This is a genomic window from Marinobacter antarcticus, from assembly GCF_900142385.1.
Classification (GTDB): domain Bacteria; phylum Pseudomonadota; class Gammaproteobacteria; order Pseudomonadales; family Oleiphilaceae; genus Marinobacter; species Marinobacter antarcticus.
The window spans coordinates 1,527,800-1,545,352 of record NZ_FRAQ01000001.1 but is presented as its reverse complement, the minus strand read 5'-3'; the positions used below and the strand labels follow the sequence as shown (position 1 = coordinate 1,545,352).

Here is a 17,553-nt window from a genome sequence, read left to right as displayed (position 1 = left end):
ACTTTGCCCGACAACAACAAAGCACCGGGTCCGTTTGAGTTCGACTATATCGTGGCAGGCGCCGGAACAGCCGGTTGTCTGCTGGCCAACCGCCTGAGCGCCAACCCCGAGAACCGTGTTTTACTGATCGAAGCCGGGGGGCGGGACAACTATCACTGGATTCATATTCCTGTGGGTTATCTCTACTGCATCGATAACCCACGCACCGACTGGTGCTTCCGCACAGAGCCGGCACCGGGCCTCAACAACCGGTCGCTGATATATCCCCGCGGCAAAACCCTGGGTGGCTGCTCCAGCATCAACGGCATGCTGTACATCCGCGGCCAGGCAAGGGACTACAATCGATGGGCAGAAATAACCGGCGATGACGCCTGGAGCTGGGACAATTGCCTGCCAGATTTCATGCGCCATGAAGATCATCATGGTCTGGACGCCGGCGACCCTGAAGATAGCGCTCACAAGCGCTTCCACGGCCATGGCGGTGAATGGCGGGTGGAGCGCCAGCGCCTGCACTGGCAGGTCCTTGAAGACTTTGCGGAGGCAGCAGTTCAGGCAGGCGTTCCCCGCACAAAGGACTTCAACCGCGGCGATAATGAAGGCGTGGATTATTTCGAGGTAAACCAACGTGCCGGCTGGCGCTGGAATACCTCCAAGGCCTTTTTGCGAAGCGCCTCGAAACGACCCAACCTCACAGTCTGGCACTCTACCCAGGTACTGAGCCTCGAAATGAATACGGATGGACAGAAGCCCAAGTGCACCGGAGTGCGCGTAGCAGATGCCAACTCTGGTAATGAGACGCTCGCAACGGCCAGCCGCGAAGTTATTCTCTCGGCCGGCTCGATCGGCTCACCCCAACTGTTGCAGTTGTCTGGCATAGGGCCGTCCGATCTGCTTCAGGAATTAAGCATTCCGGTGGTAGCAGACTTGCCAGGGGTAGGCGAAAACCTTCAGGATCATCTGCAAATCCGCTCTGTCTACAAGGTAAGGAACGCCCTCACCCTCAATACCATGGCCAACTCCCTGTGGGGTAAAGCCCGGATTGGCCTTGAATATCTGTTAAAACGCTCAGGCCCCATGAGCATGGCGCCTTCACAATTGTGCGCATTCACCCGCAGTTCGGATGAATACGACTACGCCAATATCCAGTACCACGTTCAGCCCCTGAGCCTGGATGCCTTCGGCCAGCCCTTGCACAATTTCCCGGCCATTACTGCCAGCGTATGCAACCTCAACCCCACCAGCCGGGGCTCGGTACGTATCCGCAGCCGCGACCCCCTGGAGGCGCCGGCTATTGCACCCAATTACCTGAACACTGCAGAGGACAGAAAGGTGGCGGCAGACTCACTGCGAGTAACACGTCGCATCGCCGGGCAGCCGGCCTTTTCAAAGTATCTGCCCGAGGAATACAAACCTGGGTCGCAGTATCAGACCGACGAAGATTTGAGCCGTCTGGCCGGCGACATCGGCACCACTATTTTTCATCCGGTGGGTACGACCCGCATGGGGCGAGCCGATGATGCAATGGCCGTGGTGGATTCTCACCTGCGGGTAAGGGGCGTAAACGGTTTGCGCGTGGTGGACGCGAGCGTGATGCCAGTGATCACCAGCGGCAACACCAACTCACCGACACTGATGATTGCCGAGAAAGCGGCAAGGTGGATTCTGGCCGGCGATTAAGCTGTCTGCGCAGACAGCTCGACGATATCCTGATATTCCCGGATCTGAACCACCTGTTCGGCCGCAGATTCCGATGCCAGACTGCAGGCCTCGTTCACCATGGCATTGGCAACCGTCGCCGCTTCGATGCCACGGTACTTTTCCAGCGGGCCAACAAGAACCCGGTTGATCAGTGGCATGGCTTTAATGCCCAAAGCCTCTCCAAGACGATTCTCATTCCTGGCACCCAGCAACAGGCTGGGGTGGTAAATTGAAAGATAAGGATACCCAAGCCCCTTAACGCCATCCTCCAGCTCGCCTTTGACTCGATTATAGAAAATAGTCGATGTAGCAGATGAACCGATGGCAGACATCAGAATGAACGCGCGTGCACCCGCAGCACGGCCAAGCTCCGCCGCTTTCAGGCAGTAGCCATAATCCACTTTGCGGAACTGCTCCTGAGAGCCGGCCTTTTTGATGGTCGTACCCAGGCAGCAGATGATCGCATCCACATTAAAGAGCTCTGCATGGTCTTCCATGCGATCAAAATCCATTTCCTGCTGGCGCAACCTGGCGTGAACAGTCTCCATCTGCTTCCGGACAGGCACGACAACCGACTCAACCTCATCGCGAGCCAGTAATCCAGCGAGAACAAATCCACCGGTTAACCCGGTCGCTCCCAATAACATTACTCTCATAACATTCTCTTCTATCAGTACAGGTGCTCATCGTACCAAAGACTCAACCAGACCGGGCCTGTCTTTTTTTGTGTCCAGAGAGTCTTTATAGCTACTTCTACAATCCTTTCAGGTACTGCAACCCGGACAGCTGATCCATCTGGCCACGAATCCAGATAACCCGATCCCACACATAAGGTGAGGGAGAAGCAACACTCAACACCTTGGGATTAGGCAAAACCGCCGCAAGCCTTGCCGCCTGCTCTGCCGACAGCTGGCGCGCTGGAACACCGAAGTACACCCTGCTCGCTGCCTCGACACCGTAAACACCGGGACCGAATTCGGCAATATTCAGGTACACCTCGAGAATCCTCCGTTTGGACCAAAGCCCGTCAATGGCCAGCGCAAGCCCGGCTTCCAGTGTCTTACGAACAAAGCTGCGGCCATTCCAAAGAAAGAGGTTTTTCGCCGTTTGCTGGGTAATCGTACTGGCCCCTCTGAGACCTTCACCTGCGCGATACTCAGTAAGCGCTTTGCGAATCGCCGCAAAATCGACACCCCAGTGGCTGGGAAATCGCTGATCCTCACTCGCCACAACCGCAAGCGGCATCCACGGAGAAATATCTGAAAAGCCAACCCATTGCTGCCGAACCTCCTGATCAGGGTTCGCAAAACTGTAGCTGAGAATAAACGCGGAGGTCGGTGGGTTCACATACCGGAACAGAAGCAACAGGGCAGCAAACAGCAGCACCAAAGTAATTAATGCCCAGGCAAGCCCACGGGAAACCCGCTTCACTATCGATTTACGGGCCATAAATGATTTACCTGAGCCCCGCCTGTTCGTCTTGAGTTTCCCCCGTTCTCACCACCGACACACCAATAACCCGAAGACAATGTTTGCGACACACAACATGCAGCGGTGTTTTGCCGGCCTCGTCACCGTCCACGGTAACGGTCTTCGGCCTGGATGTCAGAATGTCGCAGCGCCTACCCTTCAAATGCACAACAGTACTGGTGCGATTCGGGGATTTACCACTAAACTGAACCATAAGAAATGTCAGCAGCAACTGCGCCAACGGGCGGGGTTTCACCGCAATAATATCCAGTAACCCATCATCTGCCGTAGCTTGCGGAATCTCGTTACCACCTCCGAAAAAAGCACCACTGGACACCGCGATCGACAGCCAGCGCCCACTCACAAAAGCCTGATCACATTTTATTTCCGCATGAAAACCACGTTTGGCATTCACCCTTCGCAACAATTCGACGCCATAGCTGAAGCGACCCAAAAGCTTTTTTGTGGGGCCTTGTGACTCTCTGGCCGGAAGTGTTCCCAGACCAATGTGGGCAACGTTCAGGAATAAACCGTCGCCAAACTCTGCCACATCCACCACCTGCGTAACGCCTCGCTGAATCAGCTCGCACACAGCTGCTGGCTCTTCCGGCAGGTCCAGGTTACGGGCGAAATCGTTAGCAGTTCCCGATGGTAAAACGGCCAGTATTGCGTTGCGTTCAAGGCATAACCGAGCACCCGCGTTGACCGAACCATCGCCGCCCGCAACCATAACAATGTCATCTGGCTTTACTTGATCCTTCCAGCCCTGTTCGCGGAAATCACAACACGACGGGCCACTGATGCCTGCATTTTTCAGTTTCCCAAGCCAGAACTCCCGGCCTTTCTGGCCATCGCCTGCCCCTGGATTCGCAACCAGCCAGTAGGTCATATCATTTTTATCTCTGTAACAGCTTCAGACATTTTTCGGGAAAAACTCTGATCAAAGATACCTTAAACACATCTTTTCTGACGTTACGATAAGGACACTGGAGCCAGCTCAAATTTACAAATTGTCAGGACCACGAAGCCCGTGATGCAATGGCGCTTGCCGCAAACTACGGCGGTCTGGCATTCAATAAAACAGCCTTGGGCTATGTGCATGCCATTGCGCATCAATTATACGGGGCGCCTCTGTGAAACTACCAGCGCAACGCCAGTGATGGAAACGATGCCGCCGACAATTGCCAGCACGCCCAGGCGCTCATCAAACAGCCAGAAAGCTTCCACGGCGGTTACCGGGGGTACCAGATAGAACAGGCTGGCGACCTGGGATGCAGCACCCCGGCGAATCAGCCACATCAGAAGCAGTATCGCACCAATGGAAACGCCCAGAACCAGCCACGCCATGGAGAGCTGTAACTGCACAGACCAAACCACCTCGCGGGTTTCCAGAAACATAGCACCCACGGCGAAGAACACTGCAGCGGCGCCATACTGAATAATGGTGCCCGCAACGAGATCTGCTCCGGTGCCATGGCGCTTCTGGTAAACCGTACCAATAGAAATACCCGTCAGGGCCAGCAGGGCCCAGACCAGCGTCCAGAGCGGAAAGCCCGCCCCCGGGTTACCGGCCCCGCCAAACTTCTCCAGCAGAACCAGCGTTACACCCAACAAACCAAGCCCTAACCCCAGCCATTGCCGCCATGAAACAGTCTCTTTCAAAATGAGAACGGCAACACCTGCTGTAACCAGAGGCTGCAAACCGACCACCAGGGACACTATTCCCGACGGCATTCCACCCTGAATCGCGTAGTAGACACCACCAAGATAACAGCCGTGAACCAGCAGCCCGGTTATCGCAAGATGCCCCGCTGCCCGCCAGCCTGGCCAGCGGGTTTTGAGCAACCAGGCTAGACCACCAAGCAGGGTCAGCGTCAGCAGCATCCGGATCAGCAAAAGGGTAAATGGCTCTGCATAGGGCAAGCCATACTTGGCACCAATAAAACCGGTGCTCCATAACCATACAAACAGGGCGGGGACAAAAAAAGAATAGAAAAACGATTGCATACCGGGCTGCCGGGGTCAGTTATCTGAAACGTCAGTCAGTGTAGAGACTAACTCGCATACGGAACAGATACAGACACCCGGCCGGTTAACCATTACAGATTTCGGTCGGCATCGGCTACGTGGGTCATTATGTTGCGAGGATGGACTGCAGCTGCTGAGTCAGCTCTACAGCCTCGCTGCCCAGCGGCGTGAGGTAACCTCCGTCATCCTGGGTAATCAGCCCTTTTGCAAAAAGGCGCTCTGCTGCCTGAACAGTTTCAGATGCCGCATCGTGCCTGTGTACTTTGATACCAGCCTGACCTGAGGAGGATTCAAACTGGGACAGCAAACTGAGTTCGGCAATATGATCTGAAGAAAATGGCATTGTGTTTCCTTGTCTGGTGTTGGTGGTCAGATACTTTTGGATTTCTTGTCCTGATCAAGGGTCAAATCCCGCTCAGTTTCATTCCACTGCTCGGAAAGTGCTTCATACGCATCCGAGAAGCCCTTTTTGGCTTGCTCCCACGCCGACGCTGAACTGGCCTTAAGCTCGTTATACCAGGCTTGCACACGTGCGCGTTGCTCTCGCAGAGACGCCAGGCTTTCCTGCGAACGTTCCCGTGCGAGCTTGCTCATGTCGTCCCAATTTTCTGAAAGCTCTTTCTCCAGCTCTGCAATACGCTTATCGAGAGCTGAGAGTGTCCGGTTAATCGCATCTTCTGCCTGGTCTTTCTGGTCGGCACCGTATTCCTGCAATGCCTCGCCAAGCTCTCGACTCTCCTGCTTGAGCTCATCCACAGATGAATCCGTTGATTCCGCATGGAGTGGCGCGGCAAGAACACAGGAGGCTACAACAAGCAGAGCACAGGTAATATGTTTTAAGGTCATAAATTACTCCGGAGCTACGTTCCTCAAGAATAGCAGTCATGCCAGGATAACAATATCCCGACCAACAGCTTATCTTATAAAAGCTTAATTAACTGACAACAAAACCGCTTTATGTCATTAAAAACATAACTTTAAAACTATAAAAGCGCATTATGAATCGTTCCACGGTGACTCCCGGGCTACTCAATAATTGTGCATTCGTGCTTCCTGTGCCACGTTTATATTGAAGCCAAAAAGGAGGAAAGCATATGCTTTATTGGGCTGTCATTTGTCTAGTCATCGCCGTTATTGCTGGTGTTCTCGGTTTCGGGGGCATTGCGGGCACAGCGGCGGGCATCGCCAAAATACTGTTCTTTATCTTTCTCATTCTGCTGGTGATATCTCTGGTCGCCAATGCAGTTCGCGGGCGGGGACCGAAGATCTAGCACTCTGAATAAATCTTATCAGTGTTTCGGCCCGGGCATCTGCAATACGCCCGGGTTTCTCCCTCCCGGTAACATTTCTCCGACAAGACGTAATGCCATTTCTGCCCGGTAACACCGTATAATTTCACGCGTGTCTGTTTTAATATGACTTAGAGAACAACTGTTGATTGCGCTTTCCGCGAGTAGCCAATGATACGCCCCCAACATATTGCCTTGTCCTTCCTCAGCGCGCTGTTCTGGCTTTCTGCACCTGCCATGGCAGACAGCATCGAACGGATTGTGCATCCCGATGGCCGCGTTGAATTTACCAACGTAAAAAGCAGCAGTCCCGGACGAGCCTCCAGCAAAAGCGAGACCGTTTTCCGGTATCGGGACGATAACGGCATTGTCGCTTACAGCGGAACCAAGCCTTCGGTTGCGGATTTCGACGTCATCAGCTTCCACTGTTACGCCTGCGACCCGGACTCTCGCATCAACTGGCGCACAACGCCACTATTCGCTGGCCGCTACGAGACAGAAATCAAAACAGCCGCCCAGGAGTATGGCGTAGACCCAGCGCTGGTGCGCGCGGTTATTCATGCGGAATCTGCATTCAACGAAAAGGCGCTATCCCCAGTGGGCGCACAAGGGCTTATGCAGCTGATGCCGGGAACAGCTCTGGAAGTCGGCGTTAAGAATGCCATGGTGGCAGCAGACAACATCCGCGGCGGAGTCACCTACCTTGCCAAAATGCTGGAACGCTTCAAGGGTGACACCCGATTGGCAACCGCAGCCTACAACGCCGGGCCGGGGGCTGTAAGCCGGTACGGCGGAGTTCCTCCCTATGCCGAAACCAAGGCTTACGTAAAGCGAGTAGGCATACTGCACGAGCGGTATGCCAGCAACTGATTAATAAACCGGCCGACCCGTCCCTGAGTGTGAGCGCTACCGGCCTAAACAGCCGCTTTACTCAGATGCTGCAATCAGGCTGGCGTTGCCACCGGCTGCGGTTGTATCCACACAGAGATGACGCTCAATCACAAAACGCTGATCAAGAGTATGCTCAGTGATCAGCGGCAACAGTGCGCCTTCGCGTTTGGCCAGAGCCAGACGATACTTCCGCAGGAGGGGCTGCTCAGCACAGCTTACAACCGCTTCAAATCCGCCGGCGGTGGCCAGTGCTTCCGGCTCAAGATGGCCCTCAACCCCCACGATTGGCAGCCCAGCTTGCGCAGCACGGCTCACAGCGTCTTCAACGCCCGGGGCAATCACCACCACCTTGTTGCCTTGAGACAGCGCCATGGCAGCCTGTGCCAATGCCGTTTCCTTGTCCGGCCCGAGGCACAACACAACGCCACGAGCGTGATTAGAGAGACGGTTAAGCTCGCCCGTTGGGCCCGGTAACTCTTCTGCGTGAGCATCCAGCGGCTCAGGCACCTCACCGAAAACCGGTTCGATGGCCTCAATTCTGACTTTCGGAGCAAGGACTTTGAGCTTGCCCAAATTACCGATCAGCCCTTCCAGCTTCTTACCACCAATCGCTTTACCAGCGGGCTCAGCCGGGCGCTCAGCTGTGGCGCCTTTCAGGAAACGGCGAACATACTGCGGGCCACCGGCCTTGGGGCCAGTCCCGGAAAGTCCTTCACCGCCAAACGGCTGGGAGCCGACGATGGCACCAATCTGGTTACGGTTAACATAGGTGTTACCTACCTTGATACGGCTGGTAATCCGGTCAACCCTGTTATCAACCCGGCTGTGAATACCGAAGGTTAACCCGTAACCTCTGGCATTTACCGCATCCACAACCTTATCGATCTCCTTGGCTTCAAAGGTAGCCACGTGCAACACCGGCCCGAAGATCTCTTCTTCCATATCTTCGATCCCGCTGACTCTAAGTACGACCGGCGAGACAAAAAGCCCCTTCTCCGGCACCGGAAGCTTTTTAAGCAGACGACCTTCACGCTCAAACTTATCGCAGTGATCCACAATTTTCTTGCGGGCCGTCTCATCAATCACCGGGCCCACGTCAGTGGAAAGCGCCCAGGGATCGCCAATACCCAGCTCTTCCATGGCTCCGAATAGCATTTCGAGCAGGTGATCAGCAATGTCCTTCTGCACATACAGCATCCGCAGTGCTGAGCAACGCTGGCCGGCACTCTGGAACGACGATGCCAGTACATCGCGAACCACCTGCTCTGGCAGGGCCGTCGAGTCTACAATCATGGCGTTCAGGCCGCCGGTTTCCGCCACCAGCGGCGCATCCGGAGCCATGTTTTCTGCCATTACCTTGTTGATTCGTTGAGCCGTTGCGGTTGAGCCGGTAAAGCACACGCCCGCTACGCGGGAATCAGAAGTAAGAGCAGTGCCCACCGTGGCGCCCGAACCCGGCAGAAGCTGGATAGCGTCTTTGGGAATCCCGGCCTCGTACATCAACTCAACAGCGCGAACCGCGAGCAACGACGTTTGCTCCGCCGGCTTGGCCACGACGGCGTTACCAGCAGCCAGGTTCGCAAGAATCTGGCCGGCAAAGATCGCCAGCGGGAAGTTCCAGGGGGAAATACAACATATAACACCGCGAGCTTCACCGCTGTCTTTGTAACGCAAGGCTTCATTGGCATAAAACTGCGAGAAATCGACGGCCTCACGAATTTCTGCGACGCCATCAAGCAGGGATTTACCGGCTTCCCGTGTCGTCAGTGCAAACAGTTCGTGGGCGTTTTCTTCCAGCAGATCACCCACTCTGCGAACGCAAGCTGCACGCTCTTCCGCAGGCATTGCCGACCAGCTTGTGAAACCTTGCTGAGCGGCAGTAATGGCAGCGTCCACATCTGCCTCATTAGCCTGGGTAACGTGCCCGACCAGATCATCCGGGTTCGCCGGGTTTTTGACTTCCAGCACTTCTGTGCCGGCTATTTCTGCAGCGATAAGCGGGCCGCCTGCCCAGCGATGGCTGCGATATGCATCGCGGCCTTCGTCGATCTGAGCAACGGTGACCGGGTCGGTAATATCCCACCCTTTGGAGTTGCGACGCTTGGAACCAAACAGATTCTCAGGGCGCACAATCACCTTGCTGGAAAGGTTTTCACCCAGCTCCTGGACAGCGTCAATGGGATCCTTCGCTATGTCTTCGGGGGAGATACTGGTATCCACAATCTGATTAACAAAAGAACTGTTAGCCCCATTTTCAAGCAGGCGGCGCACCAGGTAAGCCAGCAGATCACTGTGCTTGCCTACGGGCGCGTAAATCCTGCAGGGCACACCGCTCTCTCTGAGAACCTGGTTGTGCAGCGACTCGCCCATACCGTGCAGGCGCTGAAACTCGTAATTTTTCAGGCCTGCAGTTCTCGCCAGCTCGAGAATGGCAGACACAGAATGGGCGTTATGGGTGGCGAACTGCGGGTAAATGCGATCGCTCATGCCCACCAGCTTTTTGGCGCAAGAGAGGAAGGCAACGTCACTGCACGCCTTGCGGGTGAAAACAGGAAAGTCAGTCAGGCCCATGACTTGGGCGCGCTTGATCTCGGCATCCCAGTAGGCGCCCTTCACCAGACGAACCATGATACGACGGTCGAGCTTTTCAGAGAGTGCGTACAGCCAGTCGAGCGTATGCGCGGAGCGCTTGCCAAAGGCCTGAACGACCACGCCAAAACCTTCCCAGTCAGCCAGTGCCGGGTCGGACATGATGCCTTCGATGACATCCAGAGAAATATCGAGGCGATCCTGTTCCTCGGCGTCAATATTGAAGCCCATGTTGGCAGCCGCCGCTTTCTTGGCCAGCTTCAGCGCACGGGGTAGCAGCTCAGTCATTACCCGCTCTTTGTGACCATACTCGTAACGGGCCAGCAACGCAGAGAGCTTGACGGAGATACCCGGATTTTTGCGTACATCACCTTTGCAGTTCTTGGCGATGCTATCGATGGCGCTGGAATAGGATTCGAAATAACGCCGGGCGTCGGCATCGGTACGCGCGGCCTCACCAAGCATATCGTAGGAATAAGTGTACCCCTTCGCCATATAGGACTTGGCTTCACTCTGAGCTTCTTCAATGTCACGGCCCAGAACAAATTGGCGGCCCATTTCCTTCATGGCCTGACCTGCAACCGTGCGAACTACCGGCTCACCCAAACGCTTGACCAGCTTACGCAGAGTCTCACCTACTGTATGACGCTCGGAATCCTTCAACAGGTTGCTGGTCATCAACAGCGCAACCGTAGTGGAGTTGATAAATGATGAGGTCGCTTTACCTACGTGGGACCCCCAGTTGCCTGAGGTAATCTTATCTTCAATCAGTGCATTGACAGTTGTGCTATCCGGCACGCGTAACAGCGCCTCTGCCAGACACATAAGCGCTACGCCCTCTTTGGTGGTGAGGCCGTATTCCGCAAGAAACTTTTCCATGATCGTAGATTTTGCGCTTCCGCGCACACTGCGAACCAGATCGGCTGCACGAGCAGAGATCGCTTCACGCTCGGCCTTGGACAACTGAGCGTCAGCAATCATCTCGTGAATCACTTTGAGCTCATCTTCGAGATAATAATCGCGAATCGCCTGCCGGCTTTCGGCAAGTTCGGGAGACCCTGATTGCTGCGATAACATAGCTTTACCCTCTCAGTTGTTTATCTTTTCCGCATTCTACCTACAACGACAAAGACTGTTGCACTGTAAAAGCTGAAAACACGCATCGTTCCGGCTTTATTAGACGATTAAAATGTATTAATTCCCTTTTATGGAATACCCTTTCAGGTAAATCGATCTCAGTCGACAAGCCAAAATGATCTAAATCCCTTGTAGCATCTGGCGTTTACAGACTACAGCATAGCGCCCCTGTCGATGACTTGCCCAAAAGTGCCGATTTCGCACTTTAGCGGGTATCTACGACCGGAACGACCAGGAAGATCAGACGGATAAAGGTATAGCAAGGACATGACAGCATGAACGAACTCGACCGAATCGATCACTCCATTATTCGGGAATTGCAAAAGAATGCGCGGATTACGATCACCGAACTTGCTTCCCGCGTTGGCCTGTCAAAAACCCCGTGTCAGGTGCGCATGCGGCGGCTTGAGGAACAGGGCGTTATCACCGGCTACACGGTTCTGGTTAATCAGACCAAACTGGGGCAAAGCCACATCGCCTTCACCCAGATCACCCTGAACGATACCAGCAGCGATGCGTTGGAGGCCTTCAATCAAGCCGTCAAGGAGATTTCTGCTATTGAGCAGTGCCACATGATTGCCGCCAGTTTTGATTACCTGATGAAAGTGCGGACACGCAACATGGCAGAGTACCGACAGGTCTTGGGGGAGCAGATTTCTGCCCTGCCCCATGTGCTGCAAACAAGTACTTTTGTGGTAATGGAAAACGTAAAAGATACAGGACTCTGAGGAGCCTATTTGTTGACTCTGGCCAGGCCCAGAGAAGACACGTGTAAGCCAAGCTCGCTTCGGTAAAGTGCATTGCCAACACCAAGCACAATGTTCTCTACCGTAAAGTTAGATGACACAGCGCTGGCACCGCCAGTGGAGCGGGACTCCAGAACGAGCACTAGCCGCAGCAAATCAAGGAGCCGGATGACCAGGTCCAGAATACCGAAATCTTTCGGTGCATCATCGATGCGGGACAGGACATATGCTTTGGCTGCCTCTACCACAAAAGTTTCGTGGTCGGTCAGGTGTTCAGTACCCAGACATTTTATCGATTCGACGCGCTGCTCCCGTTCGCGCCTGATGGCCTCCATACAAACCTGGCCGGAGTTTTCCGGCGTGTCTCCCCCGCGTAGAATACCCGCGAGCCGGAAATCCACTTTGCCCTCGCTGCGCATTTGATCGTACTCGTTTTTCAGGCTTTCTTTTGCGTGGGGCAGGTACCGGCGAATCGCCGTCTCGCGGGCTCGCTCCAGTTCTTCAGTCGTCGCCAGCGCCACCAGCGAACTCATCACGCGTACGCAATGAAGCAAGTGCTGCCAGCTAGCCGGCTCAATTGAGCGCGGATTATCCGGAAGGACCCGCTTGGCAGATACAAACTCGAAGTATAGGGCGGTCACTTCCTGCTCTGAAAAATCAGAGGTGCGAATAATCCGCCGCAGCCCCAGCTTTTCAATATCCCGCAAAAGACTGGGAATCAGCATCAGGACGTAATGTTGCGCGCCTTCCGATATCGACATGTCTGCCTACTGCTCCACTTTGAACCTGCCCTTACCATAGCACCAAGACCCTTCTCTCGCTGCCTCCATTTCGCCATTGGCGGTCAATCTTGTCTGCCAGACGCTCTGCCAGAACAGCCATCGGCGTTACACTCTCAAGATCAGTTCACCAATAACAACAGGCCCGCCATTTACATGTATGGCAAACGACTGGAACGCGATGAGCGTGGCCCGGATCCGCTTTTCCGATGCAGAGATCTACTTTGGCAGCCATCACTGGCCGCTGTGGGGGTCAAGACAGGATTCAGGACTTCTTGGTCAAACAACGGGATACCTATAAATTCATTCATGACCAAAGCGTTCGCCTTATGAACCGGGGGTTCACTCCAAATGAAATCGCCGAAAACGTGAAGCTCCCGGCCGCTCTGAATGAAGATTTTCACAACCAGGGTTACTACGGAACTGTCTCCCACAATGCCAAGGCGGCGTACCAGAACTATATGGGATGGTTTACCGCCAACCCTGCAAAACTCAACCCTTTGCCGGAGGCCGAAGTGGCTAAGCGTTACGTTGAAATGATGGGCGGCGCCGACAGCATCCTGGAGAAGGCCAGCAGCAGCTTTGACGCCGCAGCTGACATGGGCACGTATGAGGGCAGGAAAACTTACCGATCTCGATGAAAGCTACCTATTAGTCCTGGACAACTCGGTCCTGCACAACCGGAAAACCAGCAGTGACACACCAGCCGACGCGACCCTGAAGCACCCTGAACCCAGCTCTCCCAGGATCAACCTGAGAGGGCTGGCTCCGCTTCTCTGCCCTTGGCGCGGCGCGCCAGGTGAAGCACCCCCACACCAATCGCCATCACCAGCAGGGTAAGCCATAGGCCGTTGGTATAGTTACCCTCGACATCGGCCAGATAGCCGACAACTGCGGGCGCCAGCATCTGGGCAATACCATAGCTGAAGGTGAGTCGGCTCATGGGCCGGGAAGGGTTTTCCGGGAACACACGTCCGACCATCGCCAGCATCATGCTGACAATGCCGATGAAGCTGGCACCATAGACAACAGCGCTGAGCATGACGCTGACCATACTCGTGTCGACAATCAGCATCAGAATGCTGACAGCATTGAGCGTGTACGCCAGATAGAGGGCCGTCCACTGTCCCCAACGGCGCGTAAACACGTCCCAGAGCCAGCAGGCAGGTGTCGCCGACAGGCCGGCGACCAGCCAGATAAGCCAGCCATGGCCGCTTAGTCCTGGAATGGATTCGGCAATCGCTACCAGGAACGTCGCCGTGACCACATATCCGACACCGGCGCAAAAATAGGCCAGCTGCAGAATCACGATAAACCGGCTCCGCTCATCACTACCTGCCTTGCCTCCGGTTCGCGGCAGCGCACACGCACGATAGTCCGGCATCCAGCGCCAGGCAGGAACCAGCAGCGCTAGCCCGACCAGACCGTATATCACCCACTGCTGGTCCCAGCTGAACGGACCTTTAATCAGCTGTGCCAGAACCGCCGTCAGAACAATCCCGAGCCCGATGCCCGAAAAGAACACACCAAGCTCGGATTTTTCGTTGTTCTTGATCAGCCAGCTCATCAGCAGGCCGGCACCGAGCAACATTCCGGCTGAAGTGCCCAGGCCGGATACAAAGCGCAGCGCAAACCACAACCATACGTTGGAGGTGAACCCCATAAGAACAGTGGAGACAACCGCGACAACAAGCCCCAGCTGATACAGCTTTACCTTGAGGTCAAGATCACTGATCCGGGTGATCAGAAGCGCACCGGTAAGGTAGCCGGCATAGTTTACCGTCGCGAGCATGCCAACCACAGACTGGCTCAGCCCGAGCGCTTCCACCATCTCGGGGATCATCGGCGTATACGAGAACCGGGCAATACCGACAGTGACCACCACCGCGATCACGCTGGCCGCCAGCACCCTTATTGTTTCTATTGTTTTCACAGGGCTTTCCTAATTCAAAACAACTTCAGATCAGGCGCGGCTCAGGAACTTGCGTTCTTCCACGTTGATTTTGATGCGATCGCCGGTAGAAATGTGCTCAGGAACCTGAATCACCAGCCCGGTTGTCAGTTTTGCCGGCTTGGTACGAGCGGTGGCTGACCCACCCTTTACTGACGGATCCGTTTCCTCAACATCAAGTTCCACGGTTGGCGGCAGCGTCAGGGCAACAGGCGCTTCGCTGACCAGAATCACGATCACGCCCTGGGTGTCCTCACTGATAAACAGCAGTTCATCTGCAATGACTTCCCCGCTCAGGCTGTATTGCGTGAAGTCTTCGCTATCCATGAAGACATACTCATTGCCATCGGAATAGGAGAAGGTAGCGGGTCTGCGTACGAGATCGGCAAGATTCAGCATATCGGAATCTTTAAACGTCTCATCAATCTTGTTACCCGTTACCACATCGTACATGCGCATGCGGTAGAGACTGCCGCCTGCCCGGCCCTGGGGAACAGAGCGCTCGATATCCCTCACAAAATAAACCCGGCCTTCGTATTCAACCGCTGAATTCTTCTTGATTTCACTTGCTCTAGGCATTTTTTAAAGCTCCAAAACAATACCGTAAACGCATCCATACCGGATATAAGCCGGCGTGTTTAACTCCCGGCAATTCTACCCGCAGACCCGCCCTGCTGATACAGGGGGAGCAGACACTATAAGCCATTCTGCAAAAAGCTTCCTGACGCTATAACCGGATTCACATAAGAAATAGCAAATTGATGTAAGCTATGCTCCATTGTGACCATCATCTTTGCCCGAACCTGGCTACAGGACCGGAGCAACATGCATGGTCGGCACGTTTACGGCTAACCTGAAAGGTTTTATGAAAGTACCCAAGAGATTACAGCCCCTTGTCGACGACGGCCTGGTGGACGAAGTGCTTTTCCAGCTTATGAGCGGTAAAGAGGCACAGGTTTACGTAGTGCGGTGTGGTGAACATGTGCGCTGCGCGAAGGTGTTCAAGGAAGCGCAAAAGCGGAGCTTCAAGCAGGCCGTTGAGTATCAGGAAGGCAGAAAGGTACGCAACACTCGCCGGGCCCGGGCCATGAGCAAAAAAACCCGCTACGGTCAGAAAGAGCAGGAAGACGCCTGGCTTAATGCCGAAGTGGACGCCCTGTACCGTCTGGCTGAAGCTGGAGTGCGTGTACCCGCACCCATGGGCTTTGTGGATGGTGTACTGCTGATGGAGTTGATTGCGGATGCCGATGGCAAAGCCGCTCCACGGCTGGATGACATCACCCTCACTGAAGAGCAAGCGCGGGATTACCACGGCCGGGTTATCGCAGAGATCGTACGGATGCTGAGTGCCGGGCTGATCCATGGCGACCTGTCAGAATTCAACGTCCTGGTAGAAAACAGCGGCCCCGTCATCATCGACCTGCCCCAGGCTGTCAACGCGGCCGGCAACAATAACGCAGAGCGCATGCTTGAAAGGGATGTGGACAACATGCGCCGCTATTTTGGCAAGTACGCACCTGATCTACTTGTTACCGATTATGGCAAGGAGATCTGGGCACTGTACGAAAGCGGTGACCTGCACCCCGACAGCAAGCTGACTGGATGCTTTGAGCACGATACCGCCAGCGCAGATGTGGATGAGCTTATGGCGGTGATTGACGCGGCCAAAGAGGAAGAAAGGGATCGACAGGAGCGAATGCAGGACAACGACGATGAAGACTAGTGCCGGAGTCTGTTAGCAGACTCCGGCACCTACCAAATTGCCAAGCCACGTTACCACGCAAGCCAGATGACATGTTTTGCGCCTTTGCCGGGGCGGTGGGCTCGCACAGTTACAGCCTCTGCCGAAAGACCGGCACGCTTCAGGCGTTCGGTAAAGGTCGGATCCTGGCCTGCTGACCAGTAGGCCAGAATACCCTCCGGGCGGAGCGCCTCCTGCGCTGCGGCAATGCCAGCAGGCGTGTATAGCCAATCGTTTTCTTTGCGCGTCAGACCCTCGGGGCCGTTATCTATATCCAGCAGGATAGCGTCATAGCTGGCAGGAGCATTCTTAATCAGCTGCACCACATCACCAATGTGCACCCGGGCGCGAGGGTCTTGTAGCGGATAGCCCGCCGCACTTCCCAAGGGCCCCAGATTCCATTGTTCCACTTCCGGCACCAGCTCGGCGACGGTAACCTCTGCAGTATCACCCAGAGACTGCAAGGCAGCGGCGAGGGTGAACCCCATGCCCAGCCCACCAATGAGCACCTTAGGTGCCGGATGATCGGCAATACGTTCACAGGCCAGAGTCGCAAGCGCGTCCTCAGAGCCGTGCAGGCGGGTGTTCATCAGCTCACCGGAAGTGCCGGCAATCCGGATGGAAAACTCTTCATTACGCTGAAGCAGGTGCAACTCTGTGCCCTTACCGGGAATAATTGCAGTGCCAAGCAACTCAAAACGAGCCATAAAAACCTCTGAAGGTGGAATGCCGGGGTGGGGGTGAGAGCTAAAGAAAATCAGGTTTGAGCGAGAATGGTTCTCTCCGCTTGCCCGGGCAGTACGCCGGACAGCCAGGCTTCAATAACAACCTCGCCATGCTGGTTAGACAGCACCGCTTCAGCCTTTGCACGGTTGCGCTCATCTGCCTCGGTAATGGTGAACTCGCAGGTAATGGTATCGCCGAAGTACACCGGCCGGCGGAACCGGAAGTTCATCCCGGATGCCAGCCAGCCGATCTGCCCACCTACTTCGGTAATCATGCCGCCTACCAACAAACCGTGACAGATTTTGCCACGAAAATCCTTGGCAGCGGCGAAGCGTTCATCGTAGTGAATAGGGTTCATGTCGCGACTGATTTCCCCGAATGCCACCGTGTCACTTTCTGTGAACGTCCGGGTAATGGAAAACGCATCACCGGACTTGAGCCCCCTGATGGTTTTTTCTCGAATCTCCGTCACTAGCAGTTCTCCAGCGCCCAGTCAGGTGAGTATGGA

At 55.0% G+C, this 17,553-nt stretch carries 19 protein-coding genes; 7 read left to right on the top strand and 12 right to left on the bottom strand.

Annotated features, from left to right (window positions below; translation table 11 throughout):
* The first annotated feature begins 3 nt into the window (after window positions 1-3).
* Entirely contained in the window at window positions 4-1,677 is a 1,674-nt protein-coding gene (locus BUA49_RS07310) for a GMC family oxidoreductase (RefSeq protein ID WP_072796521.1), read from the top strand.
* Here the strand turns inward: BUA49_RS07310 and BUA49_RS07305 are convergent.
* The 3 genes from BUA49_RS07305 to BUA49_RS07295 form a co-directional block, all read right to left on the bottom strand.
* Window positions 1,674-2,354 (bottom strand): NAD(P)H-binding protein, encoded by a 681-nt coding sequence (locus tag BUA49_RS07305; RefSeq protein WP_072796520.1) that lies wholly within the window; start codon window positions 2,352-2,354, stop codon window positions 1,674-1,676. The two genes, BUA49_RS07310 and BUA49_RS07305, sit on opposite strands and share 4 nt — an antisense overlap.
* Before the next feature lie 97 nt (window positions 2,355-2,451).
* Window positions 2,452-3,147 carry a monofunctional biosynthetic peptidoglycan transglycosylase gene (mtgA, locus tag BUA49_RS07300; RefSeq protein ID WP_072796519.1) on the bottom strand — a complete coding sequence of 232 codons (696 nt, stop codon included), beginning with the start codon at window positions 3,145-3,147 and terminating at the stop codon, window positions 2,452-2,454.
* 7 nt (window positions 3,148-3,154) lie between these two features.
* The gene (locus tag BUA49_RS07295; RefSeq protein ID WP_072796518.1) at window positions 3,155-4,057 is read right to left on the bottom strand and encodes a diacylglycerol/lipid kinase family protein; all 903 of its coding nucleotides are present in this window, start codon (window positions 4,055-4,057) and stop codon (window positions 3,155-3,157) included.
* Between the two features lie 149 nt (window positions 4,058-4,206).
* Between BUA49_RS07295 and BUA49_RS17675 the strand changes: the two genes are divergently transcribed.
* A complete protein-coding gene (locus tag BUA49_RS17675) occupies window positions 4,207-4,305 on the top strand; it encodes a dehydroquinate synthase/iron-containing alcohol dehydrogenase family protein (protein ID WP_139248750.1) in 99 nt (32 codons plus the stop codon).
* On the opposite strand, the gene BUA49_RS07285 is transcribed toward BUA49_RS17675, so the two are convergent.
* From BUA49_RS07285 to BUA49_RS07275, 3 genes are all read right to left on the bottom strand, one after another.
* The gene (locus BUA49_RS07285; protein ID WP_072796517.1) at window positions 4,285-5,175 is read right to left on the bottom strand and encodes a DMT family transporter; all 891 of its coding nucleotides are present in this window, start codon (window positions 5,173-5,175) and stop codon (window positions 4,285-4,287) included. The genes BUA49_RS17675 and BUA49_RS07285 overlap by 21 nt on opposite strands.
* Window positions 5,176-5,302: 127 nt before the next feature.
* Complete coding sequence (locus BUA49_RS07280; protein WP_072796516.1) at window positions 5,303-5,539, bottom strand: TIGR02647 family protein; 237 nt, start codon at window positions 5,537-5,539, stop codon at window positions 5,303-5,305.
* 26 nt (window positions 5,540-5,565) lie between these two features.
* Window positions 5,566-6,042, bottom strand: a complete 477-nt coding sequence (locus BUA49_RS07275; protein WP_072796515.1) for a hypothetical protein — start codon at window positions 6,040-6,042, stop codon at window positions 5,566-5,568.
* Between the two features lie 248 nt (window positions 6,043-6,290).
* Here BUA49_RS07275 and BUA49_RS07270 point away from each other — a divergent pair, with 248 nt between their 5' ends.
* Together BUA49_RS07270 and BUA49_RS07265 are read left to right on the top strand one after the other, a co-directional pair.
* The gene (locus BUA49_RS07270) at window positions 6,291-6,467 is read left to right on the top strand and encodes a DUF1328 domain-containing protein (RefSeq protein ID WP_072796514.1); all 177 of its coding nucleotides are present in this window, start codon (window positions 6,291-6,293) and stop codon (window positions 6,465-6,467) included.
* 189 nt (window positions 6,468-6,656) lie between these two features.
* Window positions 6,657-7,355, top strand: coding sequence for a lytic transglycosylase domain-containing protein (locus BUA49_RS07265; protein ID WP_072796513.1), 699 nt, complete (start codon window positions 6,657-6,659; stop codon window positions 7,353-7,355).
* Between the two features lie 57 nt (window positions 7,356-7,412).
* Here BUA49_RS07265 and putA read toward each other — a convergent pair whose 3' ends face one another.
* Window positions 7,413-11,042, bottom strand: coding sequence for a bifunctional proline dehydrogenase/L-glutamate gamma-semialdehyde dehydrogenase PutA (gene putA, locus BUA49_RS07260; RefSeq protein ID WP_072796512.1), 3,630 nt, complete (start codon window positions 11,040-11,042; stop codon window positions 7,413-7,415).
* A gap of 335 nt (window positions 11,043-11,377) precedes the next feature.
* Here putA and BUA49_RS07255 point away from each other — a divergent pair, with 335 nt between their 5' ends.
* On the top strand, window positions 11,378-11,830 hold the full coding sequence (locus tag BUA49_RS07255) for an Lrp/AsnC ligand binding domain-containing protein (protein ID WP_072796511.1): 453 nt from the start codon (window positions 11,378-11,380) through the stop codon (window positions 11,828-11,830).
* Between the two features lie 5 nt (window positions 11,831-11,835).
* Here the strand turns inward: BUA49_RS07255 and BUA49_RS07250 are convergent, their stop codons facing one another.
* Window positions 11,836-12,609, bottom strand: coding sequence for a hypothetical protein (locus tag BUA49_RS07250; protein WP_072796510.1), 774 nt, complete (start codon window positions 12,607-12,609; stop codon window positions 11,836-11,838).
* Between the two features lie 293 nt (window positions 12,610-12,902).
* Between BUA49_RS07250 and BUA49_RS07245 the strand changes: the two genes are divergently transcribed.
* A complete protein-coding gene (locus BUA49_RS07245) occupies window positions 12,903-13,268 on the top strand; it encodes an alkyl sulfatase dimerization domain-containing protein (RefSeq protein WP_228704423.1) in 366 nt (121 codons plus the stop codon).
* A 107-nt stretch (window positions 13,269-13,375) separates the two neighbouring features.
* Here BUA49_RS07245 and BUA49_RS07240 read toward each other — a convergent pair whose 3' ends face one another.
* Together BUA49_RS07240 and efpL are read right to left on the bottom strand one after the other, a co-directional pair.
* Window positions 13,376-14,560: a YbfB/YjiJ family MFS transporter gene (locus BUA49_RS07240; RefSeq protein ID WP_072796508.1), complete on the bottom strand. Its 1,185-nt coding sequence runs from the start codon at window positions 14,558-14,560 to the stop codon at window positions 13,376-13,378.
* A 30-nt stretch (window positions 14,561-14,590) separates the two neighbouring features.
* On the bottom strand, window positions 14,591-15,157 hold the full coding sequence (efpL, locus tag BUA49_RS07235) for an elongation factor P-like protein EfpL (RefSeq protein ID WP_072796507.1): 567 nt from the start codon (window positions 15,155-15,157) through the stop codon (window positions 14,591-14,593).
* A 286-nt stretch (window positions 15,158-15,443) separates the two neighbouring features.
* On the opposite strand from efpL, the gene BUA49_RS07230 reads away from it, so the two are divergent.
* A complete protein-coding gene (locus tag BUA49_RS07230) occupies window positions 15,444-16,301 on the top strand; it encodes a PA4780 family RIO1-like protein kinase (protein WP_072797731.1) in 858 nt (285 codons plus the stop codon).
* A gap of 50 nt (window positions 16,302-16,351) precedes the next feature.
* Here the strand turns inward: BUA49_RS07230 and BUA49_RS07225 are convergent, their stop codons facing one another.
* Both BUA49_RS07225 and BUA49_RS07220 read right to left on the bottom strand, forming a co-directional pair.
* Window positions 16,352-17,026 (bottom strand): spermidine synthase, encoded by a 675-nt coding sequence (locus BUA49_RS07225; protein WP_072796506.1) that lies wholly within the window; start codon window positions 17,024-17,026, stop codon window positions 16,352-16,354.
* Window positions 17,027-17,076: 50 nt separating this feature from the next.
* The gene (locus BUA49_RS07220) at window positions 17,077-17,517 is read right to left on the bottom strand and encodes a MaoC family dehydratase (protein WP_072796505.1); all 441 of its coding nucleotides are present in this window, start codon (window positions 17,515-17,517) and stop codon (window positions 17,077-17,079) included.
* Window positions 17,518-17,553: the final 36 nt, after the last annotated feature.

Coding starts and splice junctions, on each gene's coding strand:
- BUA49_RS07305 (WP_072796520.1), bottom strand. CDS start 2,354: ATGAGAGTAATGTTATTGGGAGCGACCGGGTTAACCGGTGGATTTGTT.
- mtgA (WP_072796519.1), bottom strand. CDS start 3,147: ATGGCCCGTAAATCGATAGTGAAGCGGGTTTCCCGTGGGCTTGCCTGG.
- BUA49_RS07295 (WP_072796518.1), bottom strand. CDS start 4,057: ATGACCTACTGGCTGGTTGCGAATCCAGGGGCAGGCGATGGCCAGAAA.
- BUA49_RS17675 (WP_139248750.1), top strand. CDS start 4,207: ATGGCGCTTGCCGCAAACTACGGCGGTCTGGCATTCAATAAAACAGCC.
- BUA49_RS07285 (WP_072796517.1), bottom strand. CDS start 5,175: ATGCAATCGTTTTTCTATTCTTTTTTTGTCCCCGCCCTGTTTGTATGG.
- BUA49_RS07280 (WP_072796516.1), bottom strand. CDS start 5,539: ATGCCATTTTCTTCAGATCATATTGCCGAACTCAGTTTGCTGTCCCAG.
- BUA49_RS07275 (WP_072796515.1), bottom strand. CDS start 6,042: ATGACCTTAAAACATATTACCTGTGCTCTGCTTGTTGTAGCCTCCTGT.
- BUA49_RS07270 (WP_072796514.1), top strand. CDS start 6,291: ATGCTTTATTGGGCTGTCATTTGTCTAGTCATCGCCGTTATTGCTGGT.
- BUA49_RS07265 (WP_072796513.1), top strand. CDS start 6,657: ATGATACGCCCCCAACATATTGCCTTGTCCTTCCTCAGCGCGCTGTTC.
- putA (WP_072796512.1), bottom strand. CDS start 11,042: ATGTTATCGCAGCAATCAGGGTCTCCCGAACTTGCCGAAAGCCGGCAG.
- BUA49_RS07255 (WP_072796511.1), top strand. CDS start 11,378: ATGAACGAACTCGACCGAATCGATCACTCCATTATTCGGGAATTGCAA.
- BUA49_RS07250 (WP_072796510.1), bottom strand. CDS start 12,609: ATGTCGATATCGGAAGGCGCGCAACATTACGTCCTGATGCTGATTCCC.
- efpL (WP_072796507.1), bottom strand. CDS start 15,157: ATGCCTAGAGCAAGTGAAATCAAGAAGAATTCAGCGGTTGAATACGAA.
- BUA49_RS07230 (WP_072797731.1), top strand. CDS start 15,444: ATGAAAGTACCCAAGAGATTACAGCCCCTTGTCGACGACGGCCTGGTG.
- BUA49_RS07225 (WP_072796506.1), bottom strand. CDS start 17,026: ATGGCTCGTTTTGAGTTGCTTGGCACTGCAATTATTCCCGGTAAGGGC.